The sequence below is a fragment of the Symbiopectobacterium purcellii genome, assembly GCF_019797845.1.
Lineage (GTDB): Bacteria > Pseudomonadota > Gammaproteobacteria > Enterobacterales > Enterobacteriaceae > Symbiopectobacterium > Symbiopectobacterium purcellii.
This window is the reverse complement of sequence record NZ_CP081864.1, coordinates 1,184,357-1,208,682: the sequence shown is the minus strand read 5'-3', so window position 1 is coordinate 1,208,682 and position 24,326 is coordinate 1,184,357. Positions and strand designations below refer to the sequence as shown.

Sequence of the window (24,326 nt, the reverse complement as noted above, 5' to 3'; positions counted from 1 at the left end):
AAAGTAACGATTCATTATAACGGACAGTGTGTTATAACAGATTGAATCTTATTCGGCGTTTTCTTGTACAGGCGTGGTAAGCGGCAGCCTGAGCGCCGGGCTGAAACGCAGCATGTCAACAAAGCTGTCTACCAAGGTTGGCGCCTCCTGGTGGATATCAAAGCTCTCGGGCAAAAACAGCCAGTTCTCCAGAATACCGGAGAAATAGGCGCGCAAGGTCACAGCGGCACGACGCAAATGCAGATCGGACGGCAGGAAACCCAATTGAATACTGTGATTGAGGCTATCCTCAATCTGTTCATAGCAGGAGAAATAGAGCGCCTTGCGTGCGTTATACGACGGTAACATTTCACCGACAAACTCACACTTATGGAAATTGATCTCCATAATCGAGCGCCACTGGGTGTCGGTCGTCGTCAAACGCAGCATATAGATCAGTAGCTCACGCATCACATGCAGTGGATTATCAGGGAATTTTGCCTGATACTCAGATTCGAAATCGTTAATTTTCGTCTCGGACAACGCCCATATTGCATCAAACAACTCAGCCTTGTTTTTGAAGTGCCAATAAATCGCACCGCGCGTGACGCCTGCCGCGGCAGCGATACCCGCCAGCGACGTGGCGGAGACGCCGAACTCGGAGAAGAGGCGTAAGGCCGTATCAATAATGTGTTGTCGTGTTTCCTGGGCCTGCTGTTTGGTTTTTCGTGCCATAGCGCTGTTTTTTTAAAGGAAGCGTGTTATGTTACATACATTCGCGAATGTATGTAACATAACACGCTTGCAGGATTATCGCAGCAATGGGTTTTAGGGCTTGTGATCCATTGGTCAAATTCAAATCGGACACTTGAGGTTTATTTATGAACAAAAACAGAAGGCTTATGCCTCTGGCGGCAGTCCTGATGCTTTCTGGCGGCTTAGCGCTCACCGGGTGTGATAATAAAAATGAAGGTCAGCAACAAGGCGGCGGACAGCAAGCGCCTGAAATCGGCATTGTGACCCTCAAAACACAACCGTTGAACGTGATTACCGAACTTCCAGGGCGCACTAACGCATTCCGCATTGCCGAGGTTCGGCCTCAGGTGAGCGGTATTATTCAGAAGCGCCACTTCGTCGAAGGGAGCGACGTGAAAGCGGGCACTTCTCTGTACCAGATTGATCCGGCAACCTATCAGGCGGCTTACAACAGCGCGAAAGGTTCGTTGGCACAAGCACAGGCTCAGGCAGAAATCGCCCGTTTGACCGTGAACCGCTACAAACCGCTGGTTGGCACCAATTATGTCAGCAAGCAGGATTACGATCAGGCATTGGCCACACAGCGCCAGGCAGAAGCCAGCGTACAAGCCGCACAAGCCTCTGTGGATTCTGCGCTCATCAACCTGAACTACACCAAAGTACTCTCCCCGATTTCAGGCCGTGTCGGTAAATCGACGGTCACCGAAGGGGCGTTGGTGGCTTCTGGTCAGGCGACGGCGTTGACCAGCGTTCAGCAACTCGATCCGATCTATGTTGATGTGACGCAATCCAGTAATGACTATTTGCGACTGAAGCGTGAGCTGGAACAAGGCACGCTGAAACAAGCTGGTGGCAAAGCGACCGTGCGTCTGTTGCTGGATAACGGCACGGAGTATGCGCAAAACGGTACGCTGGAATTCTCTGATGTCACGGTGGATGAAACCACGGGCTCTATCACCCTGCGCGCTATCTTCCCTAACCCGCAACACGATTTGCTGCCGGGCATGTTTGTGCGTGCACGCCTCGATTCAGGCGTGAACAATGACGCGCTGCTGGTGCCGCAACAAGGCGTGACCCGCAATCCGCGCGGTGAAGCCACCGCCATGGTGGTGGGTGAAGGTGACAAGGTTGAAGCACGCACGCTCACGACGGCCCAGGCTATCGGCAGCAATTGGCTGGTGACCTCCGGCCTTAAAGCAGGCGATCGTCTTATCGTGACTGGGTTGCAAAAAATCAGACCGGGCGCGCCCGTCAAAGCAAAAGAGACGGCACCTGGGAATGGTGAAGAAAAACCTGCGAAGTCTTAACAGGAGCCTGTAATTCATGGCTAAGTTTTTTATTGATCGTCCCATCTTTGCATGGGTGCTCGCCATTATGGTGATGCTGGCGGGGGCGTTGGCAATTATCAAGTTGCCTATCGCCCAATATCCGACCATTGCACCACCGGCCATTGAAATAACGGCGAACTACCCGGGCGCGGATGCTTCTACACTGCAAGACTCCGTGACTCAGGTTATCGAACAGAACATGAACGGTATCGATAACCTGCTCTACATGGCATCCAGCAGTGATTCATCGGGTACAGTTCAGATTACGCTGACGTTTGACTCGAAAGCGGATCCGGACATTGCTCAGGTCCAGGTACAGAACAAACTGCAACTGGCGATGCCGCTGTTGCCGCAGGAAGTGCAGCAACAGGGCGTGAGCGTACAGAAATCGAGCAGCAGCTTCCTGATGGTAGCTGGCTTTATTTCTGAAGACGGCTCATTGACGCAGCAGGATATCGCTGACTACGTGGCAGCGAACATCAAAGACCCGCTCAGCCGTACCAACGGTGTCGGTGACGTGCAGTTGTTTGGTGCCCAATACGCCATGCGTATCTGGTTGGATCCGAACAAGCTCAATAGCTTCCAGATGACCACTGGCGATGTGGTGGCTGCCATCAAAGTGCAGAACAACCAAATTGCCTCCGGACAACTGGGGGGTACACCGCCGCTGCCGGGGCAGAAGCTTAACGCATCGATCATTGCCCAAACGCGACTGAAATCTGCCGATGAGTTCTCCAACATTCTGTTGCGCGTCAACGCTGACGGTTCGCAGGTACGCTTGCGTGATGTCGCCCGCGTGGAGTTGGGTGGTGAAGACTACAGCGTTATTGCGCGCTACAACGGTCAGGCAGCCGCTGGTGTCGGTATCAAGCTGGCAACCGGTGCGAATGCGCTGGATACGGCTTCCGCCGTTAAAGCCGAGTTGGTTAAGCTACAGCAGTTCTTCCCGGCTGGATTGAAAGTGGTTTATCCCTACGACACCACACCGTTCGTTAAGATCTCGATTAACGAAGTGGTAAAAACGCTGGCGGAAGCCATCGTGCTGGTGTTCCTGGTGATGTACCTGTTCCTGCAAAACTTCAGAGCCACGTTGATCCCGACGATCGCGGTGCCGGTGGTGTTGTTAGGCACCTTTGCCATTCTTTCTGCTTTCGGTTACTCGATTAACACCTTAACCATGTTCGCCATGGTACTGGCCATCGGCCTGCTGGTGGATGACGCCATCGTGGTGGTGGAGAACGTCGAGCGCGTAATGATGGAAGAAGGGCTCCCGCCCAAGGAAGCCACCAAGAAATCGATGTCGCAGATTCAGGGCGCGCTGGTCGGTATTGCGCTGGTGCTGTCTGCGGTGTTTATTCCGATGGCGTTCACGGGCGGTTCTACCGGTGCCATTTACCGCCAGTTCTCCATCACCATTGTATCCGCGATGGTGCTGTCGGTACTGGTGGCATTGATTCTGACGCCGGCGCTCTGTGCCACGTTGCTCAAACCGATCGCCAAAGGCGACCATCACGAGAAAACAGGTTTCTTCGGTTGGTTCAACAAACTGTTTGAAAAGAGCACCACCCATTACACCGATAGCGTTGCCAACATTTTGCGCAGCACCGGTCGTTATCTGGTGGTCTACCTGCTGATTGTGGTTGGCCTCGCCGTGCTTTTCATGCGTCTGCCAAGCTCCTTCCTGCCGGAAGAAGACCAGGGCGTGCTCTTGACCATGGTGCAACTGCCCGCCGGTGCAACCCAAGAGAGTACCGAGCGCGTGCTGGAGCGAGTGACCAAGCACTACCTGGAGAATGAGAAAGACAACGTTAACTCGGTCTTTACCGTTAACGGCTTCGGTTTCTCCGGTCGTGGACAGAACGCCGGTCTGGTGTTCGCCAGTCTGAAAGACTGGGGTGAACGTCCCGGTGCGGCAAACAAGGTCGGCGCCATTGCCGGTCGGGCTAACGCTGCCTTCTCGCAAATCAAGGAAGCGATCGTTATCGCCTTTAACGTCCCTGCCATCGTTGAGCTGGGTACCGCAACCGGTTTTGATTTCCAGTTGCTGGATCAGGCTAACCTGGGACACGAGAAACTGACCGCGGCGCGTAACCAACTGCTGGGAATGGCCGCACAGCGTCCTGATACCGTGGTCGGTGTACGTCCAAACGGCATGGAAGATACTCCGCAGTTCCGTATCGATATCGATCAGGAAAAAGCGCAGGCGCTGGGGGTGTCCCTGTCGGATATCAACGCCACGCTGGCAACCGCACTGGGCGGCAGCTACGTCAATGACTTTATTGACCGTGGCCGTGTGAAGAAAGTGTATGTGCAGGCTGATGCGCCGTTCCGTATGCTACCAAGCGATATTGAGCGCTGGTATGTGCGCGGTAGCAATAATCAGATGGTGCCGTTCTCTTCCTTCTCACAAAGCCACTGGACGCACGGTTCACCGCGCTTGGAACGCTATAACGGACAGCCGTCCATGCAGATTCAGGGTGAAGCAACGCCAGGTAAGAGTACCGGTGAAGCGATGGCCTTGATGGAAGAGTTCGCCAGACAGTTGCCGGAAGGTATTGGCTACGACTGGACCGGGATGTCCTATCAGGAGCGTCTGTCGGGTAACCAGGCACCGGCCCTGTATGCCATTTCGCTGATTGTGGTGTTCCTGTGTCTGGCCGCGCTCTATGAGAGTTGGTCTATCCCCTTCTCCGTCATGCTGGTGGTGCCGCTCGGGATTATTGGTGCGCTGCTGGCCGCCACCATGCGTGGATTGGAGAACGACGTCTACTTCAAGGTAGGGCTGCTGACCACCATTGGTCTATCGGCGAAGAACGCGATTCTTATCGTTGAATTCGCCAAAGACCTCATGGAGAAAGAAGGCAAAGGCTTGGTGGAGGCGACGCTTGATGCAGTACGTATGCGTCTGCGCCCCATCCTGATGACCTCGTTGGCCTTTATCCTCGGCGTAGTGCCGTTGGTCATCAGCTCCGGTGCCGGCTCCGGCGCACAGAACGCCGTAGGTACTGGCGTAATGGGTGGGATGATTACCGCAACGGTGCTGGCGATCTTCTTTGTTCCTGTGTTCTTTGTGGTGGTACGCCGCCGCTTTAGCAAGAAAAATGAAGATATTGAACACAGCCATATCGTTGAAAAACCGTAACTGAGTTATTCCCCAAAGGCCGCGCAAGCGGCCTTTTTTTTGCCCGCCTGCTTTGACCACCACCCTGCCCCCACTGCGTCAAACCCTCAGACACAAGAGGGTTGATCTTGTACCCGAAGAAGCGCACAATTAGTTATGTTATAACATAACAACTAGGTTTTTAATGAAAGCGAATATCCACCCGCACTACCGTACCGTAGCCTTTCACGATACCAGTGCTGATGCGTATTTTATGGTTGGCTCAACCATCCAGACAGACCGCACCATCGAGCGGGACGGCGTAACCTATCCCTATGTCACGATTGATGTATCGTCAGCATCGCATCCCTATTACACCGGGAAACAAAAAGAGTATGCCAAAGAAGGAAGTACGGCACGGTTTAACAAGCGTTTTGGCCATTTTTTAAAATAGCGAAATATGTAATTTCCAGTGGGGGAAAGTATGCAGGTTCTCAGTTCATTACGTTCGGCAAAAACACGCCATAAAGATTGTAAGGTTGTGCGCCGGCACGGGCGGGTTTATGTTATTTGTAAGACAAATCCACGTTTTAAGGCCGTGCAAGGCAGAAAGAAAAAACGCTGACAATGGCAGCAGCGCACCGTTCAAGCCCTAGACCTGTCCAGGGCTTTTTATTACATATCAATGCGTTAATAAAAGTCCATTCCCAACCACTCACGTCATTAATTTCCTTTGCGCGCGTGATGATAAAGCCAGCCAAGTAACCGTTATAAGATAATTCTCGCTCAAATTTGTAAGAGAATTTAATAAAGTAATATTATGAAACACAGTATCACTTATTATATATATCGGCTATACAGCGCGTCTATCTGATTAAATAGGGTCAAAAACCTTACTTATTTTTTGCGATAATCTGTGATTCTTTTGCTATAGTTAGCGTATGGGTGGTGCGGTATGCCGTGTAATCCGTACTTTCCATCAGGATAAATGTGAGCTTATTTCATCACTTAACCAAGGAGTTACCAACTGTTGTCAGGGTTTTCTATTACGTTCCATCAGCGTTGCGGGTTTCACGGGCAGCCTGAGGTAATGTGAAATAACAGCATGACGGAGTGAACGATATGGATGAGTACTCACCGAAACATTATGATATTGCCCAACTCCGATTCTTGTGTGAAAATCTCTGTGACGAAAGCATCGCCACATTGGGGGATAGCAGTCATGGCTGGGTCAATTACCCAACATCTGCGATCAATCTCCAATTAAATGAATTGATTGAGCATATAGCTACATTTATTCTGACATTTAAAATAAAATACCCCGATGAAGACGAGCTTTCAAAACGGGTCGAGCAGTATTTAGATGACACCTATGCGTTGTTCAGTAACTATGGGATTAATGGTGCCGAACTGCAACGTTGGCAACGTTCTAAAGCCGCGTTATTAGGAATGTTCTCACAGGAGAACGTCTGTTCATCTGCTAAATCTTAAGCAATAGATGCTTTTATATTAATTAACCACCAGGTGCTGGTATTGTTTTGATAAAGGTCGCCATGAAAAAAATTGATTATTTGATGCGCTTACGCAAGTGTACAACGATTGACACGCTTGAACGCGTTATCGAGAAGAACAAGTATCAGTTGTCTAGCGATGAGCTGGAAATGTTTTATTCTGCCGCCGATCATCGTTTAGCCGAGCTAACGATGAACAAGATTTACGACAAGGTCCCTACCGCCGTTTGGAAATACGTCCGCTAAAGCATGGTGTTTATATACCCTAAATAATTCGAGTTGCTGGAAGGCGGAAAATGAGGGAATCCCGATGAACTGATACAAACCAGTGATTCAGGTGAGCGAACGCAGTCAACATACCGGCAATGTGAAGTATGACGGGTATATTTTACCGGCGTGAAATCCGTCAACTTATCCCAAATCAACAATATTTTGTCACGTTTACCGTCATCATGTTTTTTAGATAATGACGCCACAGTGCTTATCCACATACGCTTTAATACCAATAGGGCACATCATCAGCAACGGGATATCATCAATAAACGTATTCAATATGCAAAACAGAAAGAAAAGAATGAGAATAAAAAAGCGCGGAAAATAAAAATGACGATGAATAAAAAGGGTGGAGGCCCTGCCAGCTGCATCCCGGCACACACGTCTCCTGCTGCGGCTGCTTCCTTCCGGACCTGACCGAGTCCACAGGGTAATGTTGCGGGAGAACCGACAGGGCCTCCATTGATTCGTTTGCTCTGCGTGGTACAGAGCGTGGGCATTATCGGGTATGCGCACCGCAATTGCAAGTTGACCACAGCCGACCGTTGTTTTCTTATTCGATTTCAGTTTCTCGACCGGCGAAACGTCCGTTTGCAAGCCCGAACACCTGTGCCACTATACCCTAAATAATTTGCGTTGCAGGAAGGCGGCAACTGAAGCCGTCTCGATGCGCTGACTCAGGTAAGTGATTTGGGTGTGTGAACGTAGCCAACGCACCTGCAACGTGAAGCATGACGGGTATATGTTGATTCGTCGTAGTATTAACAGGAGTAGCGATGGAGCAGGACAACTTTCGCCAGCGCGTTTTTCATATTGTAGCCGCCATCCCTTGGGGCAAAGTTACCACCTACGGGGAAGTGGCCCGCCTGGCGGGTTCCGCACGCGCTGCCCGCCAGGTCGGCGGCGTATTAAAAAAGCTGCCCGAAGGCAGCTCGCTTCCCTGGCATCGGGTAACAAATCGTCATGGTGAAATTTCGCTGACTGGCCCGGATTACATTCGCCAACGCGAAGCGCTCAGGGCCGAAGGGATAACCTTTACGCGTCAGGGCAGCATCGATCTCGCTCGCTATGGCTGGCAGGGCGAAACGCCCTGAGAGCCATGAGGTGTTATCCCTCAGTGTTTAGCGGCGTATGGGCACTGGGGGTCAACAAGCCACCCTGCGAGTGCGTTGGCAGCGCCACTGACTCCACGGGAATCAACAGCAAATCCGCGCGCGTCACACCATTGTTGATCACGGCGGGGATGTCCTGCGTCGCCATCACCACGCGGTTATCAATCGTTACCGCTGCGCTGAGCAGAATACGCGCATTTGGCGAAACGTCGGCAGGGTTATACGGTAAGGAGAAGATAAACGGAGCCTGTTTCCCATCCGTCCACGCCACTTTTTGCGCCAGCACGCGCGACGGCGCATCCGACACGGTGGCATCAGAAACGGTAACCGTTAAGGCTGCATTGGGCGGCAACGCGATGCGCTGATGCAGATTGATGGTACCGCTGACCGCAGGCATGGCAAGCTGGGTTTGTGAAGCGCTCGGCGAATCGGTGACCGTTGTCGCGGCTAGCGCCGCGCCAGTCAACACGACAGATAACGTGATACTACCTAAGATATGCCATAATTTCATTGGCGAGTCTCCTTTCGTTATTGTCTGTAACGACGTCAGGCTTGAGCTGCAATGCACAACACAACCGTGTTGTGCTGCATGCTTACACTGACGTGATAATGAAAGTATGACCCACATTAGCCATTTGGCAGCGTTCAACATTCTGAATTTATCATTTTTCGAAAATGCCGATGCGAAAGCTTGCTGCCGCCCCAATAGGCTTTATGACTTACCGTTATACGTTAACAACACGCGATTACCACCAAGGGAGAGAATCCATGAGCCATGCACTACAGCATCTTCTCGAATTGCTGAAGTTGGAAAAGATTGAGGAAGGACTCTTCCGGGGACAAAGCGAAGACTTAGGATTACGCCAGGTGTTCGGCGGACAGGTAGTCGGTCAGGCATTGTATGCGGCCAAACAGACCGTCGAGGCGGGTCGAGGGTTGCACTCGTTCCACAGCTACTTTTTATTGCCGGGCGACAGCCGAAAACCGATTGTCTACGATGTGCAGAACCTGCGTGATGGCAACAGTTTTAGCGCACGGCGTGTCAGCGCCATCCAAAATGGCAAGCCCATCTTTTTTATGACCGCCTCTTTTCAACGCCAAGAGAGCGGCTTTGAACATCAAAACACCATGCCGGAAGTCCCTGGGCCAGAATCCTTGCCTTCAGAACAAGAGATTGCGCAGAGCATGGTGCATTTACTGCCTGAACAGTTTCGTGACAAATTTCTGCAACAGCGTGCCATCGAAATGCGTCCGGTAAAATTTCATAACCCCCTCAAAGGCCACGTGGATGAGCCCATCCGTCATGTATGGTGCAGAGCCAACGGCGTCATGCCCGATGACGAGCGAATTCATAAATACCTGCTGGGTTACACATCGGACTGCAATTTCCTGCTCACCGCATTGCAACCACACGGCGTAGGTTTTCTTGAGCCAGGAATGCAAGTCGCCACCATCGACCACTCTATGTGGTTCCACCGCCCTTTCCGCCTCGACGACTGGCTGCTCTATACCGTGGAGAGTACATCGGCTTCAGGTGCCCGTGGCTTTGTTCGTGGCCAGTTCTACACTCAGGACGGGACGCTGGTAGCTTCCACGGTACAAGAAGGGGTCATGCGGCGGCATGATGCGCCTTAACACAGAAAGCACGTTCCCTTATTCTTAAGCAAAAAAAAACGCGGGCCTTGGCCCGCGTTTTTTATATCGTGCAGAAATTACTGGTTGTAAGCATTTTCGCCATGGCTGTTAACATCCAGGCCTTCACGCTCTTGTTCTTCCGGCATACGCAGGCCAACGGCCAGGTCTGCGACTTTGAATGCGATGAAGGCAGCAACACCGGACCAGATGAAGGCGACGATCACGCTGAACAGCTGTACCCAGACCTGATGCGCCATGGTAACGCCTTCCGCGTACCCCGTGCCGCCCAGAGAAGCCGAGGTAAATACCCCCGTCAGGATACAACCAACGATACCGCACACGCCATGCACACCGAACACGTCACACGGGTCATCCACGCGCAGCCATCTTTTCAGTACCGTTACGCCCCACAGGCCAGCGAAACCACCGACCAGACCAATGATCAGCGCCCCCCCCACACCCACGGTTCCCGCGGCTGGCGTGATAGCAACCAAGCCTGCGATACAACCGGAACAGGCACCCAGCAGAGAAGGCTTACCACGCGCCATCCACTCACCGATAACCCATGCCAGAATCGCACCCGCGGTCGCGACTACGGTGTTCAGGAATGCCAGACCAGCAATTTCGTTCGCAGCAGCGGCAGAGCCTGCGTTGAAGCCGAACCAGCCGATATAGAGGATAGCCGTGCCGGTAAACACCATCGGCAGGTTGTGCGGTTTGAAGGCTTCTTTGCCGAAACCGGCACGTTTGCCCAGCAGATAAGCACCGGTCAACCCCGCAACCGCGGCATTGATGTGCACCACAGTACCGCCTGCGAAGTCCAGCGCGCCATCAGCCGCCAGGAAACCGCCGCCCCACACCATGTGCGTCAACGGCAGATAAGAGAACGTCAGCCAGATAGCAGCAAAAATCAGTACCGCAGAGAAACGGATACGTTCAGCAATCGCACCAACCACCAGCGCGACAGTAATGCACGCGAAGGAAGCCTGGAAAGCGACGTGAATCAGTTGATAAATCGTGCCAGATTGTGATTTCAGCTCAATGCCTTTGAACATGAACATATCCAGGCCGCCAAAGAAGGCATTACCGGTGGCAAAGGCCATGCTGTAACCGTAGATAACCCACAGCACACACACCATGGCAAACGTTACGGTAACCTGCGTCAGCATGGAGAGCACGTTTTTAGAGCGAATCAGGCCGCCGTAAAACAGCGCAATGCCGGGCAGCGTCATGAACAGTACCAGCGCGGTACAAATCATCATAAAAGCGTTATCCGCTTTGTCGATTGCCGGTGTATCAGCGGCCATTGCCAGCGACGGAAGTAACGCTGCGGCGGCAAGGCCTAATAATGAAGAGACACGTATTTTCATTTTCATCCATCCCAATTTTTCGTCAGCCAGGCATTACAGTGCGGCGTCGTCAGTTTCGCCCGTACGAATACGGATAACGCGTTGCAGTTCAGCAACAAAAATCTTACCGTCGCCAATTTTACCGGTGTAAGCCGCTTTACTAATCACATCAACGACTTCATCAACCTGATCGTCAGCGATGGCAATATCAATTTTCACTTTCGGCAAAAAGTTAACGCTATATTCAGCACCGCGATACAACTCCGCATGGCCTTTCTGGCGTCCAAATCCCTTCACCTCAGTGACGGTGAGCCCCTGGATGCCGACAGAAGATAAGGCTTCACGCACATCTTCCAGCTTGAATGGTTTTATCACCACAGTAACCAGTTTCATTATCTTCCCCTTACCAATTAAGTTCAGACTTACGCCCGCCACCATTTCGAATAACCTTCACGACAGGGATAAAGCAAAGGCTGTGCCACAAATGAGTGGAACCGATAATTGCACAGGGAAATAACGTGGAACCTGCCTGGAGAAGTAAAAGGAAAGGATAAAGATGTGATGTTGCGCACGCGCAATGCACTCATTTGGTGCATTGCGCGTAATTGCGGTGCATGGCACAGAAAAATGAAAATCATCTGCCTGTTGATGGTGCGCGGGTAAAAACGATCGCAACAGGCAGCGTGCCTTTAGTCAGATGACGGAAACGGGTTCATCCTCGCTGGCAGCCAGTTCCTGCCCCGCCAGTTGCAGCTGATACATCTGGTAGTAACGCCCGCGACGTTGCAGTAATTGTTCATGCGTACCCTGCTCCACCGTTTCACCATGATGTAGCACCAGTATGTTGTCAGCCTCGACCACGGTGGAGAGACGGTGGGCAATCACCACCAGCGTGGTGTGACGGCGGATAACGCGCAATGCACGCTGAACCGCTTGTTCAGTACCGGAGTCAATGTTAGCTGTCGCCTCGTCGAGAATCAGTATTTTGGGTGGTTTCACCAGCACGCGGGCCAGAGAAAGCAGCTGTTTCTGCCCGACAGAAAGCGTATTGCCTTGCTCACCGATGGCGGTATGTATGCCCTCGGGCAGTGCCGTTGCCAACCCAGAGAGTTGCACAATCTCCAATACACGCCACACGTCATCTTCTGGAATATCACGCCCCAGCGTAACGTTGGCATAGAGTGAATCCGCCAACACCATGGGGTCTTGTTGCACCATTGCGACATTTTGTCGTAATACCTGATGGGATAGCGACGTCAGCGGACGGTCATCCAACCGAATCTCCCCCTCATCCGGCTGATAATACCCCATCAGCAAACTCGCTAACGTACTCTTGCCGCCGCCGGTGTGCCCCACCAGCGCCACAAAGCCGCGCGCTGGCACCTGTAGGTTGATATGGTTCAGGACACGCTGATTATCACGGTAAGCAAAAGAAACGTTATCCATCTCGATAGCACCCGCCGTTAACGGACGCGAGTCATCGCCGTAGGACTGCTGCACCGCATCCATCAGTTCAAAGATACGCTCACCGGCTACCACGGCCTGTTGCAACATGGACTGCTGGGTAGTCAGCGCAATCAGTGGCTCGTTGAGACGCCCCAGATAGCTGATAAAGGCATAGAGCACGCCAACGCCAACCGTTCCCACTGAACTGAAACCGAACTGAATCAACAGCCCACACAGTACCATGGCGGAAAACAGGCTCAATAGTGGACGCAGCAGCACGCCATCCAGTCGTAACGTCTGCATCCGCGCCTGGAAATGCGCACGGCTGCACGGCTTGAAGCACCCAGTTTGTCACCAAAACGCGACTGTTGGCGGAACTGCTGGATCACCGACATGCCCGAGATCGCTTCATTAAAGCCATCGTTAATGTCAGCCAGATAGCGGCGCAGTCGTCGCACAATCGGCGTACTGAAATGCTGGTAGACCGCCATCACAATCGCCACCGCTGGGAAGATCATCACGGCAATCAGCGCCATGCTGCGCAGCACGGTGGAAACGACGGTGACATACAGATCGCGCACTACCTCGGTATCGTTGGTTACGCGAGAAATGAGTTGTCCGACCGGTTGTGTATCAAAGGTACTTAATGGTTGACGCAACGCGGCATCCATCACATCAATGCGCAACTGCTGTACCACGCACACCGCAACGCGGTTGAACAACAGCGATTGCACGTAGTGCAATAGCGCTGCGGACAATTGCAGCAGGATATAAACCGCAGCCAAGCCCCCCGCCAGTGCCAGAGGAATATTGCCTTTTGCCACCAGATTATCGATGAAATAGCTTACTAATGCGGGTCCTGCCACCTCGGCCGCCGCTGCCACCCAGAGCATTAGCACGCCCAACATCAGGGATTTTCGCCAAGGGGAACTATACGCCAACAGCCGCTTTAATGTCGGCCATAACTGCTTTGCGTTAGCCAATTGTCATCTCTCCCTTGACCGGATCTTCATCCAGTGCCGCTTCCAACTGCTGATAGCGAAACATGTCTCGATACCATCCGGCTTGCGACGCTAGCGCGCCATGGCTGCCGCGCTGGGCCACGCTAGCCTGCTGTAAAACCAGAATTTCATCGGCCTCAGTGAGGGCCGAAAGACGGTGCGCGCTGATAATCAGGGTGCGTTTCTCCCCCCAACGCTTCAGGTTTTGCAAAATATGGTGTTCAGTACGCCCATCCACCGCCGACAGCGCATCATCCAGAACCAATATCTCTGCGTCCAGCAGCAGCGCACGCGCGATAGCAATACGCTGTTTTTGTCCACCGGAGAGCATCACGCCGCGCTCACCCACCTGCGTTTCATAGCCTTGTGGTAAGCGCGTAATGTCATCATGGACGCTGGCCAGACGCGCAGCATGTTGAATCTGCGCCAGCGTGGCACCTGGGTTCCCGAGTGCGATATTGTTCGCCACGGTGTCGGAGAACAAAAATGGCGTTTGCCCGACCACCGCGAAACGTTGGCGCAGGCTATCCAGATTCAGCGTTGCGAGCGGAAGACCATGAAAGCGAATCTCGCCGTCATCAAGATCGTAATGGCGCAGGATCAGGGCCAACAGCGTGCTTTTACCGGAACCGGTGGGGCCACACAGTCCCAACATGTTGCCCGGCGCGAGCGTGAACGCCACCCGGTCGAGCACCGGGCGCGGTTGCTGTGGATACGCAAAGGCGCGAACATCAACCTCCAAGTTACCACGACCCGATGGCAGTAGTGCCTCACCGTCTGCCACCACCGGTGCTTCATTCAACAGTTGGCGGATACGCCCGTAAGCTGCACTCCCGCGCTCCACGATATTGAACATCCACGCCAAGGCTAGCATCGGCCAAATCATCAGGCCCAGATACATCACGAAACTGGTCAGTTGCCCTAACGTCAACGTCCCCTGAATAATCATCCAACTGCCACCGCCAACGGCAAGCAGGTGTGAGAAACCGACGGCGATATATATCGTCGGATCGAAACGCGCATCAACCCGGGCCACGTGCATGTTTTTTTGACCCGCATCCTCAGCCACCGCCGCAAATCGGTTTGACTGATAATCTTCCAGCCCAAAGTCCTTGATCATGCGAATGCTGGTCAGGCTTTCTTGCGCCTGATCGTTCAGCGAAGAGAACGCCGCCTGCGCGCCCTTAAAGCGCTGATGCAACTGCGTACCATAGTGTTTGATCACTATCGCCATGATAGGCATCGGCAGCAGCGCCAATAGCGTAAGCTGCCAGCTGATTTGGGTACTCATCACCACCAATACCGCACATCCCATTACCAAGGAATCCACCAGCGTCAACACCCCTTCCACGGCGGCAAATACCACGCGATCGACGTCGTTGGTTGAGCGGGCTATCAGATCGCCGGTACGATGACGCAGATAAAAGGCAGGATGCTGGCGGCTCAACTGGCGGTAGAAATCGTCGCGCAACTCCACGGCCAACTGGTATGAAGCGCCAAACAAAAAGATGCGCCACACATAACGCAACAAATAAACCATGACCGCGATCAGTAGCATCACGCCGATCCATTTCATCACCGTCGCCGCAGACATCGCATCGTGCGTAACGCCATCCACAATTACACCGACCAGCTTGGGTGGCAGCAGTTGCAGGATGGCAATAATGATAAGAAGAACCACGGCCCCAAGGTATCGCCGCCATTCTCGACGAAAATACCACGCCAATTGAGCAAAAAGTCGCACGCTGTTGTTATTCCATTTTCCAGAAAGGGCTGCAAAACATCACAGCGCCATTATACAGAAAGCTTATGCGCGTCATCATTTATACCCGAAATAATTCAGGTTACAGGAGGGCGGCAAGCGCTGCCACGAGGGCTGAACCTCAGAGAGAAGATTCCTCATGGCACGATCGGGAGTGCGGTGGTGTGCTTTATCCGCTCCATGGCAAAGCTGGAGGTCACATCAATCAGGCCAGGAATGCCGCTGACCAGACGTTTATAAAAACTATCATAGCTTTTCATGTCGGCGACCTGAACCTGCATCAGGTAATCATATTCTCCCGCCATGCGATAAAATGACAACACTTCGGGCATATCCGACACCACCTGGGAAAATTTTTCATACCAGGCACTATTGTGCTGCTGCGTTTTTAATAGCACAAAAGCCGTCAACCCCAGCCCCAGACGTTCGTTATCCAGCAGCGCAACGCGAGCACGAATATAGCCTTCTTCTTCCAATCGTTTTAGACGTTTCCAGCAAGGGGTCGATGTCAAATGCACCGCATCAGCCAACGTTTGCAACGACAAGGTGCAGTCGTGTTGCAACAGGTTAAGCAGCGTACGATCGATTTTATCAAGCATAGCGGCATTCCAGAATCATTTTTCCTCTATTTCACGCGCAACAGAATGAAAAGGCAACCAATGTGCAGGAAAACCCGTTTTTTTCCTTTTATCAGCGCTCGCCAGGAACGTAAAAACACATTATTTCCCACTAACTCTAAAACAAGAGAAAAATAGTCTCCAATAAAGCGATTTAAAAGAAATTAAAACCCTAAAAACCCCTACTGAAGTTTAAAAAAACAATCCTTTTTCCTGCAAAACCGGATAGGCTACCCCCATAGATGCAAAACAGGCAAAGAGAGCAATATTATGACAACGGCATGGGTGAAACAGGCCATTAGCGCGATTGATGCGGATTTTCAGCGTTCAGCCGATACCCATTTGATTCGCCTGACGTTACCGCACTATCCAGGGATTTACTTCTATCTTAAAGATGAAAGCACACACCCAAGCGGCAGCCTGAAACATCGTCTGGCACGATCGCTGTTTCTTTATGGCTTGTGCAACGGCTGGATTAAAGAAGGCACCCCCATTATTGAGGCGTCCTCCGGCAGCACCGCCATCTCTGAAGCCTATTTTGCTCGCCTGTTAGGCCTGCCTTTTATTGCCGTTATGCCCAGCTGTACTGCCAAGCGCAAAGTGGAACAGATAGCCTTCTACGGCGGACACTGCCACTTCGTCGAGCAATCCAGTCAGATCTATGCGGCATCGGAGCAACTGGCTCGTGAACTGAACGGCCACTATATGGATCAGTTTACCTACGCCGAACGCGCTACCGACTGGCGCGGCAATAACAACATTGCTGACAGTATTTTCCGCCAGATGGCGCGTGAACCCTATCCGGTTCCCGATTATATCGTGATGAGTGCGGGCACCGGCGGCACTTCCGCCACCTTAGGTCGCTATATCCGCTATCAGGGTATCGACTCACAGTTGATGGTGGTCGATCCGCAGAACTCTGTGTTTTTTGATTACTACCATCAGCGAGACCGTGCTCTGACGGGGCACTGTGGCAGTAAAATTGAGGGGATTGGTCGCCCACGCGCAGAACCCTCTTTTATTCCTGACGTGATCGACAGCATGATGCAGGTGCCGGATGCGGCCAGCATTGCCACGCTGTATTGGCTGGAAAGTATTCTGGGACGCAAGGTCGGCGCCTCCACCGGCACGAACGTCTGGGGCATGTTACAACTGGCTGATCAGATGCGTGCGCAGGGTAAACAAGGGGCGATTGTCACCTTGCTGTGTGACAGCGGGGAGCGTTATCTGGATACCTATTACAATGCCGAATGGGTCGCGCAAAACATCGGCGATATCAGCCCGTATCTGGCGCAACTCAACGCGGGGCAGGCACAGAATCAACGAGAGCTGACGATAGCCTGAACCGAGTTAACGCTGAAAACGACGCGCTTTTGCGATAGCATGTACCTCCTCCGTCACACTGGGCACATCGCCCTTAAGCACCAAAGGTAGAGCAATGACAAAACGCGCGGTTGTCGTATTTAGCGGTGGGCAGGACTCCACCACTTGTCTGATTCAGGCACTCAGCCTGTATGATGAAGTGCACTGTGTCACATTCGACTACGGTCAGCGCCACCGAGCGGAAATCGATATTGCGCGCGCACTTGCAAGCCAATTGGGAGCCAAGGCACACAAAGTGCTGGATGTCGGTTTACTCAATGAATTGGCAGTCAGTAGCCTGACGCGCGACAATATTGCCGTACCGGATTACGACGCCTCTGCATCCGGTATTCCCAGCACCTTTGTGCCCGGACGCAATATTCTGTTTCTTACGCTGGCGGCCATTTACGCCTACCAGGTCGGTGCGCAAGCGGTGATCACTGGCGTCTGTGAAACCGACTTTTCGGGCTATCCTGACTGCCGCGATGAGTTTGTCAAAGCCTTGAATCACGCGATCGTGCTCGGTATCGCCCGTGATATTCAGTTTGTTACGCCGCTCATGTGGCTCAACAAGGCGGAAACCTGGGCGCTGGCTGACCATTACCACCATCTGGATACCGTACGCAACCAGACGCTTACCTGCTACAACGGGATTCAGGGCGACGGTTGCGGCCACTGCGCAGCATGTCATTTACGTGCCAATGGCTTAGCACACTATCAACAGGATCGCGTCGGCGTGATGGCATCAATGAAACGCAAAACCGGTTTGCAATAAGGTCACCGGATAGTGGGGTGAGCAGGCGCGAACCTTCCCCCCACGTTCACTAGGCTAGCGGTGAATCATTGGATGAAGGTGGCTGCATAAACGCCTGCAAATGCTTTAACAACTCGCCTTCCAGCGGCAATGCCTTCTGCGTCGTAAGATCGATACAGACAAAGGTTAAGGTGGCATCGACCACCAACGCTTCATCGGTAGTACGCACCATCTTTTGGCTAATCACGCCACTTTTGGCATTCAAGTGCAACAATGTGCTCTCAATACGCAATACGTCCCCTAATACTGCCGAGGTACGATAATTGATATTGATATTAACCACGATAAACGCAATACCGTGCTGTTGCATCCACTGGAAAGCGGGCAAATTCTCCAGCCATTGCCAACGCGCCTCCTCCATAAACTCCAGATAGCGTGCGTTGTTGACATGCTGATAGACATCGATGTGAAAGCCGCGAACGGTAATAAAGGTATGCACCACGTAACCACTCCTCACAGATTAACGCCACTAACTGGTTGGACCTGCCGGTAAGGTTAGCAGAAAATAACGGCAGTGAATAACCACACTGCCGTCCAGAGAGCAGGAACGCTACGTATCTGACGCTTACAACACCAGGCGAGCCCGGTTATTCTCGATCAGCGTCGGCCCGATGCCGGACACCTCCTGCAACTGTTCAATATCGGTAAAAGGACCGTTCTCATCGCGATATTGAACTATCGCCTCCGCCTTTCGCGCGCCTATCCCTTGTAACTGGGTCAATTGCTGCACGGTCGCCGTATTGATATTCACCGTTTCCTGCATCGACGCTGTTGCCTGTGACGCTGGCGATGAGGCACTGCTGTTTGTTGCCTCCTCGCCCGTTTTCGCCAGAATCCCCCCCGTGAAAGCGGATAACCCCAGGGCCAGGCATAAACAGAGTGCTGACATTCCTTTCCTTTTCATACGGTATCTCCCTATTGATTAGTTGGCAGGTACAGGGTGCCTAAATAAGGGACATCGCACAAACCACGGCGTTAAAATGTGGAAAAGGCCGCGAAAGCGGCCTTTTGTTATTACAGCGGATTACAAATTAATGCATATACCCTTCATACTTCAGGTTGCAGATGCGTTGGCTGCACTTACTGCGGTTGCTGCTCCTGAGCGGCTGCACCTAATTTGATGGTCGCTTCGGTGCGCAAGCTGGAAACCAGGGTATCAAACAGCGTTGTCACTGCGCTCTGCTCAACCTGGCTGGAAAACTGTGCTTTTTGCTCATCAGTGATGGTGTGGGGTTTCACGCTGTCCAGCGCAACCAGCACCACATTCCCTTCCTGATCGCGTGCCACACCGTAGCTTACCTTGTCCTTTTGCGGCACAGGCAAGGCAAACAAGCTTTCTGCCAACACGTTGCCCTGAGAAACGGACGAGAGCGTCTCAGGCTCGCCAAAGCTGAGGTTAGCGGCTTTCAGCGAGTCCTCTTTGCCTTGTTTCAGGTCAACCACAATTTTTTCAGCCTGTAGGTTAGCCTGTTGCTGCGCTTTCTGCACTTTCAGCACCTGAACAATCTCATCACGTACTTGATCCAGAGGACGCGATGTTTCTGCACGGTGATCGGTGATTCGCAGCACAATCGCACGATCGCCATCGACGCCAATCACATCGGAGTTGCTGCCCGGGGCACCGTTATCGCCTAACAGGGTGCCGCCAAAAATAGCCTGCGTCACCTGCGGGAAATTCAGCTCAGCAGGCACTTGATCGTGGCTAAACCAAGCCGTTTCAGCGGCTTTTTGACCCGCAGCCTCTTCCGCTGAAGCCAACGATTCATTGTCATTGCTTGCCGCTTCGCTGACTTTACGTTGCACAGCAAAGAATTCATCCAGCGCTTTTTCACGTTTTGCTCTGACCGCAATGTCATCGCGCACCGCACTCAACGGTTTAACCTGCGCGGCCTGAATGTCATCCAGACGAACAATCAGGTAGCCCACTGAGGATTTTACCGGCTCAGAGAGTTGGCCTTTTTCGGTCAGTTTTGCCTGCTGCAATTCATCGACCGTAGCATTGGCATCCATCCAGCCCAGATCGCCACCGTTACGACGCGATACCACATCCTGCGATTTTTCTTTTGCCAGTGCGGCAAAATCAGCACCGTTTTTCAGTTCATCCAGCACGGCACGAGCGTCCGCCTCGGTTTTCAACTGAATCACGCTAAAGCGCTTGCGCTCAGGTTGGGTAAACTCTTGCTTATTCTTTTCGTAAAAGGCCGCGATATCAGCATCAGTGATTTTCACACTGTCCATAACGCGTGCGGCATCCAGCAGCAGATAGCTGACTTTGAAAGCTTCAGGGTCGATAAAACGGCCCTTGTTGCTGTCGTAATAGCCCTTGATCTCTTCATCCGTCACGTTCAGCGTTTTGGCAATGGCCGCCACGTCAATCGTTGCCGTTCTCACCACACGATCCTGAGCGGCCTGCGCCACCAGACTGTCGATCTCTTTTGGCAGCGAGAATTGCGTCGCGCCCAGCCCCTGAATCAGTTGCTGCGTGACCAGTTGCTTACGCAGCAATTCCGCGTAGCGATCCGGTGTCAGGCCCAAGCGGCGTACCTGATCCAGATACTTTTCGTTATCGAACTGATTGTTGGTCTGGAAAGCGGGAACAGCAAATATGGCCTGTTTAATCTGCGCATCGCTGATGTTAAGCCCAAGCTTACGAGCATACTGGTCAATCAGCGCTTCATCGATCAGTTGCGAGAGCACCTGCTGACGCATCTGCTGCATATAACCGTCATTGCCTGCCAGCACGGAAAAGTTTTCTCCCAACTGTTCCTGCATGCGGCTACGCTCGTTTTGTACCGCTTGTTCAAACTGCGCACGACCGATTTCCTGCCCGTTGACTTTGGCGGCGTAATCGTTAGAACCGCCGATAAGGTAATCACCCACGCCCGTCAATACGAAGGAGGCGACGATCAAGCCCAGAATAATTTTCAGCACGACGTTATTAGCGGCCGCGCGTAAATTGTCCATCATAATGTGACAACACTCCGCTGTAGTATGGATAAAACGCCCTGCGTTGGCTAAAACCACGCTTCCCTGCGTTTCTGGCGAACCGTAATGCCAGAACATGACATGCCAGAGAGAGGAGCGGGAAAGACGTTACGCCGCAATGCGACGCCCCGCAGGGTGATGGGCAGTGTTCGCCCGTCATAAAAAAGGCACATCATAAAATGATGCGCCCCTTATCTTACCTTACCGACACCGTGGCGTCAGGTAGTGTTTGGTAACGTACTCGGATTACAGCACAAACCTGTGACGAGATAATCAGTTAACGGCGTCTTTCAGCGATTTAACGGCACGGAAGCCCGGTACTTTTGCTGCTGGAATGCTGATTTCCTTGCCCGTTTGCGGATTGCGCCCAGTGCGAGCAGCACGCTCACGCACGGAGAACGTTCCAAATCCTACCAGTGCAACGTCATCCCCTGCTTTCAGAGAATCGGTAACAGAACCAATAATTGCATCTAACACACGCCCTGCTGCCGCTTTGGAAATATCAGCATCTGCGGCAATTTTGTCGATCAATTGTGACTTGTTCACACTCTCATCCCCTCTGAAATCCTGTTGTCACGCTGAATATCCCAAAACGCGACACGTAGCTTTTTTCAATCCTGTCAAACCTTAGCACAGCGTACTTGCTAAGACTAACAGTGCCATAACTTAGCGGTACAAAAAAACGCTGGCAAGCGCCATTTCTGCTGCCAGCGTGATTTTTCTCAAGGGTTTTTGCGATAGGTCACTCTTTCGCGGCCTTGGCGGGCACCGTTTTCGCCTTGGCAGGCGCTCGCTTGGCCTTAACAGGCTCCGGCTGCATACCGTCTGGCGGGTTTTGTAACGCTAACGCAAGCACTTCCTCGATACGTTTGACCGGATGGATCTCCAGGTCCGCAATCACATTCGCCGGAATTTCTTCCAGATCGCGTTTGTTCTCGTCAGGAATCAATACCGTCTTAATGCCACCGCGATGGGCTGCCAACAGTTTCTCTTTCAAGCCCCCGATCGGCAACACCAAACCCCGCAGCGTGATTTCCCCGGTCATCGCAACATCAGCGCGCACCGGATTGCCCGTCAGGCAGGAGACCAGCGCGGTACACATGGCGATCCCGGCGCTTGGGCCATCTTTGGGCGTTGCCCCTTCCGGCACATGCACGTGAATATCACGTTTTTCATGGAAATCAGCATTGATACCCAGCCGTTCAGCACGGGCACGCACCACGGTGAGCGCCGCCTGGATAGACTCCTGCATCACTTCCCCGAGTGAACCGGTATAGGTCAATTTTCCCTTGCCCGGCACGCACGCGGTTTCAATGGTCAGTAAATCACCGCCAACTTCCGTCCAGGCCAGCCCAGTGACCTGCCCAACGCGGTTTTCTTCATCCGCGCGGCCGTAGTCAAAGCGCTGAACGCCAAGGAAATCTTTAAGGTTATCGCCCGTAATTTCAATATGCTTAACGGTTTTATCCATCAACAGCGTTTTTACCGCTTTACGGCACAGTTTGGAGATTTCGCGTTCCAGACTGCGCACGCCCGCTTCACGCGTGTAGTAACGGATGATTCCGGAGATAGCACTGTCTGCAACGGTCAACTCACCTTTCTTCAGTGCGTTGAGTTCAATCTGCTTCGGCAGCAAATGGCGCTTGGCAATATTGAGCTTCTCATCCTCGGTGTAGCCAGACAGGCGAATCACTTCCATACGGTCCAGCAACGGCGCAGGAATGTTCATCGAGTTAGAGGTCGCCACAAACATCACGTCGGACAGATCGTAGTCCACTTCCAGATAGTGGTCGTTGAAGGTGACGTTCTGCTCGGGATCTAAGACCTCGAGCAGGGCAGACGCGGGATCGCCACGCATGTCAGACGACATTTTGTCGATCTCATCCAACAGGAACAGCGGGTTTTTTACCCCAACCTTAGCCATCTTCTGGATCAGTTTGCCCGGCAGTGAGCCGATGTAAGTACGGCGGTGACCACGAATTTCTGCTTCATCACGCACGCCGCCGAGCGCCATGCGCACGTATTCACGCCCCGTCGCCTTGGCGATGGACTGGCCCAGAGAGGTTTTCCCTACCCCCGGCGGCCCGACCAGGCACAGAATCGGCCCCTTGATTTTGCTGACACGGCTCTGTACCGCGAGATATTCAAGGATACGCTCTTTGACGCGATCCAAACCATAATGGTCGGTGTCCAGGGTTTCCTGCGCTTTGACCAGGTCTTTTTTCACCTTGCTGCGCGCATTCCACGGCACCTGAACCATCCAGTCGATGTAGCTGCGCACCACCGTCGCCTCAGCGGACATCGGTGACATCATCTTCAGTTTTTGCAGCTCGGCTTCGGCTTTTTCCCGCGCTTCTTTCGGCATCTTGGCCGCTTCAATCTTGCGTTTCAGCGCTTCATGTTCGTCCGGCGCATCGTCCATCTCACCGAGCTCTTTTTGAATCGCTTTCATCTGCTCGTTGAGGTAGTACTCGCGCTGGCTTTTTTCCATCTGCTTTTTCACGCGACTGCGAATACGTTTTTCCACCTGCAACAGGTCGATTTCCGATTCCATCATCGCCATCAGATATTCGAGGCGTTCCGTAATATCAGACATTTCCAGCACGGACTGTTTGTCAGCCAGTTTCAGCGGCATGTGTGAGGCAATGGTATCCGCCAGACGTGCTGCATCTTCAATGCTGTTTAGCGAGGTCAATACTTCCGGCGGGATTTTCTTGTTCAGTTTGATGTATCCCTCGAACTGATTCACCGCCGTGCGCATCAGGACTTCCTGCTCGCGCTCTTCAATCGCCGGCGACGAGAGATATTCCGCCTGGGCAGCAAAATGTTCACCGCCGTCAGACAACGTGGTGATACGCGCACGCTGTAACCCTTCGACCAGCACTTTAACCGTGCCGTCCGGCAGTTTCAGCATTTGCAGAATGGAGGCGACCGTTCCTACCGAGAAAAGATCGTTAATACTGGGTTCATCCGTTGAAGCCTCTTTTTGTGCCACCAACATGATCTTTTTATCGTGATCCATCGCGGCTTCAAGGCAACGAATCGACTTCTCCCGGCCAACAAACAACGGAATGACCATGTGCGGATAAACCACCACATCGCGCAACGGCAATACGGGGATTTCAATGCGTTCGGAACGCTCAGGGTTCATAGAGCTCTCTCTTAGTTTCGTTTCCGCCAGGTTAAAGGAATCTCGTGAAACGCGTATGTCACGGGTTTCGCCAACAAGTATTGGAGTATATGGGGATAAATATCCGACATTCAACGACCAGAACATGCGAAAAAAAAATGGGAGA

The 24,326-nt window shown here is 52.6% G+C and carries 21 protein-coding genes, 1 other RNA gene and 1 pseudogene; 10 read left to right on the top strand and 13 right to left on the bottom strand.

Going from position 1 to position 24,326, the window contains the following annotated elements:
* Positions 1-48 precede the first annotated feature (48 nt).
* Complete coding sequence (gene acrR / locus K6K13_RS05680; protein ID WP_222159905.1) at positions 49-714, bottom strand: multidrug efflux transporter transcriptional repressor AcrR; 666 nt, start codon at positions 712-714, stop codon at positions 49-51.
* A 146-nt stretch (positions 715-860) separates the two neighbouring features.
* Here acrR and K6K13_RS05675 point away from each other — a divergent pair, with 146 nt between their 5' ends.
* The 6 genes from K6K13_RS05675 (at position 861) to K6K13_RS05650 (ending at position 6,920) form a co-directional block, all read left to right on the top strand.
* Positions 861-2,042, top strand: coding sequence for an efflux RND transporter periplasmic adaptor subunit (locus K6K13_RS05675; RefSeq protein WP_222159904.1), 1,182 nt, complete (start codon positions 861-863; stop codon positions 2,040-2,042).
* Positions 2,043-2,058: 16 nt separating this feature from the next.
* Positions 2,059-5,205 (top strand): efflux RND transporter permease subunit, encoded by a 3,147-nt coding sequence (locus K6K13_RS05670; protein WP_222159903.1) that lies wholly within the window; start codon positions 2,059-2,061, stop codon positions 5,203-5,205.
* A 163-nt stretch (positions 5,206-5,368) separates the two neighbouring features.
* Positions 5,369-5,617 (top strand): type B 50S ribosomal protein L31, encoded by a 249-nt coding sequence (locus K6K13_RS05665; RefSeq protein WP_222159902.1) that lies wholly within the window; start codon positions 5,369-5,371, stop codon positions 5,615-5,617.
* A 30-nt stretch (positions 5,618-5,647) separates the two neighbouring features.
* A complete protein-coding gene (gene ykgO, locus K6K13_RS05660; RefSeq protein ID WP_195315222.1) occupies positions 5,648-5,788 on the top strand; it encodes a type B 50S ribosomal protein L36 in 141 nt (46 codons plus the stop codon).
* A gap of 497 nt (positions 5,789-6,285) precedes the next feature.
* Positions 6,286-6,654 carry an Hha toxicity modulator TomB gene (tomB, locus tag K6K13_RS05655; RefSeq protein WP_222159901.1) on the top strand — a complete coding sequence of 123 codons (369 nt, stop codon included), beginning with the start codon at positions 6,286-6,288 and terminating at the stop codon, positions 6,652-6,654.
* A 62-nt stretch (positions 6,655-6,716) separates the two neighbouring features.
* Complete coding sequence (locus K6K13_RS05650; RefSeq protein WP_222159900.1) at positions 6,717-6,920, top strand: HHA domain-containing protein; 204 nt, start codon at positions 6,717-6,719, stop codon at positions 6,918-6,920.
* Between the two features lie 383 nt (positions 6,921-7,303).
* Here the strand turns inward: K6K13_RS05650 and ffs are convergent.
* Positions 7,304-7,400, bottom strand: an RNA gene (ffs, locus tag K6K13_RS05645) — signal recognition particle sRNA small type.
* Positions 7,401-7,723: 323 nt separating this feature from the next.
* Between ffs and K6K13_RS05640 the strand changes: the two genes are divergently transcribed.
* The gene (locus tag K6K13_RS05640) at positions 7,724-8,041 is read left to right on the top strand and encodes an MGMT family protein (RefSeq protein ID WP_222159899.1); all 318 of its coding nucleotides are present in this window, start codon (positions 7,724-7,726) and stop codon (positions 8,039-8,041) included.
* Between the two features lie 13 nt (positions 8,042-8,054).
* On the opposite strand, the gene K6K13_RS05635 is transcribed toward K6K13_RS05640, so the two are convergent.
* On the bottom strand, positions 8,055-8,570 hold the full coding sequence (locus K6K13_RS05635; protein WP_222159898.1) for a YbaY family lipoprotein: 516 nt from the start codon (positions 8,568-8,570) through the stop codon (positions 8,055-8,057).
* A gap of 257 nt (positions 8,571-8,827) precedes the next feature.
* Here K6K13_RS05635 and tesB point away from each other — a divergent pair, with 257 nt between their 5' ends.
* Complete coding sequence (gene tesB, locus K6K13_RS05630) at positions 8,828-9,694, top strand: acyl-CoA thioesterase II (RefSeq protein ID WP_222159897.1); 867 nt, start codon at positions 8,828-8,830, stop codon at positions 9,692-9,694.
* Positions 9,695-9,771: 77 nt separating this feature from the next.
* Here tesB and amtB read toward each other — a convergent pair whose 3' ends face one another.
* The 5 genes and pseudogenes from amtB to K6K13_RS05605 all read right to left on the bottom strand — a co-directional run bounded on the left by amtB (position 9,772) and on the right by K6K13_RS05605 (position 15,851).
* Positions 9,772-11,064 (bottom strand): ammonium transporter AmtB, encoded by a 1,293-nt coding sequence (gene amtB / locus K6K13_RS05625; protein ID WP_222159896.1) that lies wholly within the window; start codon positions 11,062-11,064, stop codon positions 9,772-9,774.
* A 33-nt stretch (positions 11,065-11,097) separates the two neighbouring features.
* A complete protein-coding gene (glnK, locus tag K6K13_RS05620; protein WP_195315229.1) occupies positions 11,098-11,436 on the bottom strand; it encodes a P-II family nitrogen regulator in 339 nt (112 codons plus the stop codon).
* A 300-nt stretch (positions 11,437-11,736) separates the two neighbouring features.
* Positions 11,737-13,472: pseudogene (locus tag K6K13_RS05615) on the bottom strand (SmdB family multidrug efflux ABC transporter permease/ATP-binding protein).
* Positions 13,465-15,234: a SmdA family multidrug ABC transporter permease/ATP-binding protein gene (locus tag K6K13_RS05610; protein ID WP_222159895.1), complete on the bottom strand. Its 1,770-nt coding sequence runs from the start codon at positions 15,232-15,234 to the stop codon at positions 13,465-13,467. The pseudogene K6K13_RS05615 and the gene K6K13_RS05610 overlap by 8 nt, the downstream one beginning before the upstream one ends.
* Positions 15,235-15,389: 155 nt before the next feature.
* Positions 15,390-15,851 (bottom strand): Lrp/AsnC family transcriptional regulator, encoded by a 462-nt coding sequence (locus tag K6K13_RS05605; protein WP_222159894.1) that lies wholly within the window; start codon positions 15,849-15,851, stop codon positions 15,390-15,392.
* A 288-nt stretch (positions 15,852-16,139) separates the two neighbouring features.
* Here K6K13_RS05605 and K6K13_RS05600 point away from each other — a divergent pair, with 288 nt between their 5' ends.
* The gene (locus K6K13_RS05600; RefSeq protein ID WP_286206782.1) at positions 16,140-17,213 is read left to right on the top strand and encodes a PLP-dependent cysteine synthase family protein; all 1,074 of its coding nucleotides are present in this window, start codon (positions 16,140-16,142) and stop codon (positions 17,211-17,213) included.
* Positions 17,214-17,307: 94 nt separating this feature from the next.
* On the top strand, positions 17,308-18,006 hold the full coding sequence (gene queC, locus K6K13_RS05595) for a 7-cyano-7-deazaguanine synthase QueC (RefSeq protein WP_222159893.1): 699 nt from the start codon (positions 17,308-17,310) through the stop codon (positions 18,004-18,006).
* Positions 18,007-18,055: 49 nt separating this feature from the next.
* Here the strand turns inward: queC and K6K13_RS05590 are convergent, their stop codons facing one another.
* From K6K13_RS05590 to lon, 5 genes are all read right to left on the bottom strand, one after another.
* Positions 18,056-18,484, bottom strand: coding sequence for an acyl-CoA thioesterase (locus tag K6K13_RS05590; RefSeq protein WP_222160978.1), 429 nt, complete (start codon positions 18,482-18,484; stop codon positions 18,056-18,058).
* Positions 18,485-18,610: 126 nt separating this feature from the next.
* Positions 18,611-18,949 (bottom strand): ComEA family DNA-binding protein, encoded by a 339-nt coding sequence (locus K6K13_RS05585; protein ID WP_222159892.1) that lies wholly within the window; start codon positions 18,947-18,949, stop codon positions 18,611-18,613.
* A gap of 176 nt (positions 18,950-19,125) precedes the next feature.
* A complete protein-coding gene (ppiD, locus tag K6K13_RS05580; RefSeq protein WP_222159891.1) occupies positions 19,126-21,012 on the bottom strand; it encodes a peptidylprolyl isomerase in 1,887 nt (628 codons plus the stop codon).
* Positions 21,013-21,303: 291 nt separating this feature from the next.
* Positions 21,304-21,576, bottom strand: a complete 273-nt coding sequence (gene hupB / locus K6K13_RS05575) for a nucleoid-associated protein HU-beta (RefSeq protein ID WP_222159890.1) — start codon at positions 21,574-21,576, stop codon at positions 21,304-21,306.
* A gap of 196 nt (positions 21,577-21,772) precedes the next feature.
* Complete coding sequence (lon, locus tag K6K13_RS05570; RefSeq protein WP_222159889.1) at positions 21,773-24,181, bottom strand: endopeptidase La; 2,409 nt, start codon at positions 24,179-24,181, stop codon at positions 21,773-21,775.
* Positions 24,182-24,326 lie beyond the last annotated feature (145 nt).

Coding starts and splice junctions, on each gene's coding strand:
- acrR (WP_222159905.1), bottom strand. CDS start 714: ATGGCACGAAAAACCAAACAGCAGGCCCAGGAAACACGACAACACATT.
- K6K13_RS05675 (WP_222159904.1), top strand. CDS start 861: ATGAACAAAAACAGAAGGCTTATGCCTCTGGCGGCAGTCCTGATGCTT.
- K6K13_RS05670 (WP_222159903.1), top strand. CDS start 2,059: ATGGCTAAGTTTTTTATTGATCGTCCCATCTTTGCATGGGTGCTCGCC.
- K6K13_RS05665 (WP_222159902.1), top strand. CDS start 5,369: ATGAAAGCGAATATCCACCCGCACTACCGTACCGTAGCCTTTCACGAT.
- ykgO (WP_195315222.1), top strand. CDS start 5,648: ATGCAGGTTCTCAGTTCATTACGTTCGGCAAAAACACGCCATAAAGAT.
- tomB (WP_222159901.1), top strand. CDS start 6,286: ATGGATGAGTACTCACCGAAACATTATGATATTGCCCAACTCCGATTC.
- K6K13_RS05650 (WP_222159900.1), top strand. CDS start 6,717: ATGAAAAAAATTGATTATTTGATGCGCTTACGCAAGTGTACAACGATT.
- K6K13_RS05640 (WP_222159899.1), top strand. CDS start 7,724: ATGGAGCAGGACAACTTTCGCCAGCGCGTTTTTCATATTGTAGCCGCC.
- K6K13_RS05635 (WP_222159898.1), bottom strand. CDS start 8,570: ATGAAATTATGGCATATCTTAGGTAGTATCACGTTATCTGTCGTGTTG.
- tesB (WP_222159897.1), top strand. CDS start 8,828: ATGAGCCATGCACTACAGCATCTTCTCGAATTGCTGAAGTTGGAAAAG.
- amtB (WP_222159896.1), bottom strand. CDS start 11,064: ATGAAAATACGTGTCTCTTCATTATTAGGCCTTGCCGCCGCAGCGTTA.
- glnK (WP_195315229.1), bottom strand. CDS start 11,436: ATGAAACTGGTTACTGTGGTGATAAAACCATTCAAGCTGGAAGATGTG.
- K6K13_RS05605 (WP_222159894.1), bottom strand. CDS start 15,851: ATGCTTGATAAAATCGATCGTACGCTGCTTAACCTGTTGCAACACGAC.
- K6K13_RS05600 (WP_286206782.1), top strand. CDS start 16,140: ATGACAACGGCATGGGTGAAACAGGCCATTAGCGCGATTGATGCGGAT.
- queC (WP_222159893.1), top strand. CDS start 17,308: ATGACAAAACGCGCGGTTGTCGTATTTAGCGGTGGGCAGGACTCCACC.
- K6K13_RS05585 (WP_222159892.1), bottom strand. CDS start 18,949: ATGAAAAGGAAAGGAATGTCAGCACTCTGTTTATGCCTGGCCCTGGGG.
- ppiD (WP_222159891.1), bottom strand. CDS start 21,012: ATGATGGACAATTTACGCGCGGCCGCTAATAACGTCGTGCTGAAAATT.
- lon (WP_222159889.1), bottom strand. CDS start 24,181: ATGAACCCTGAGCGTTCCGAACGCATTGAAATCCCCGTATTGCCGTTG.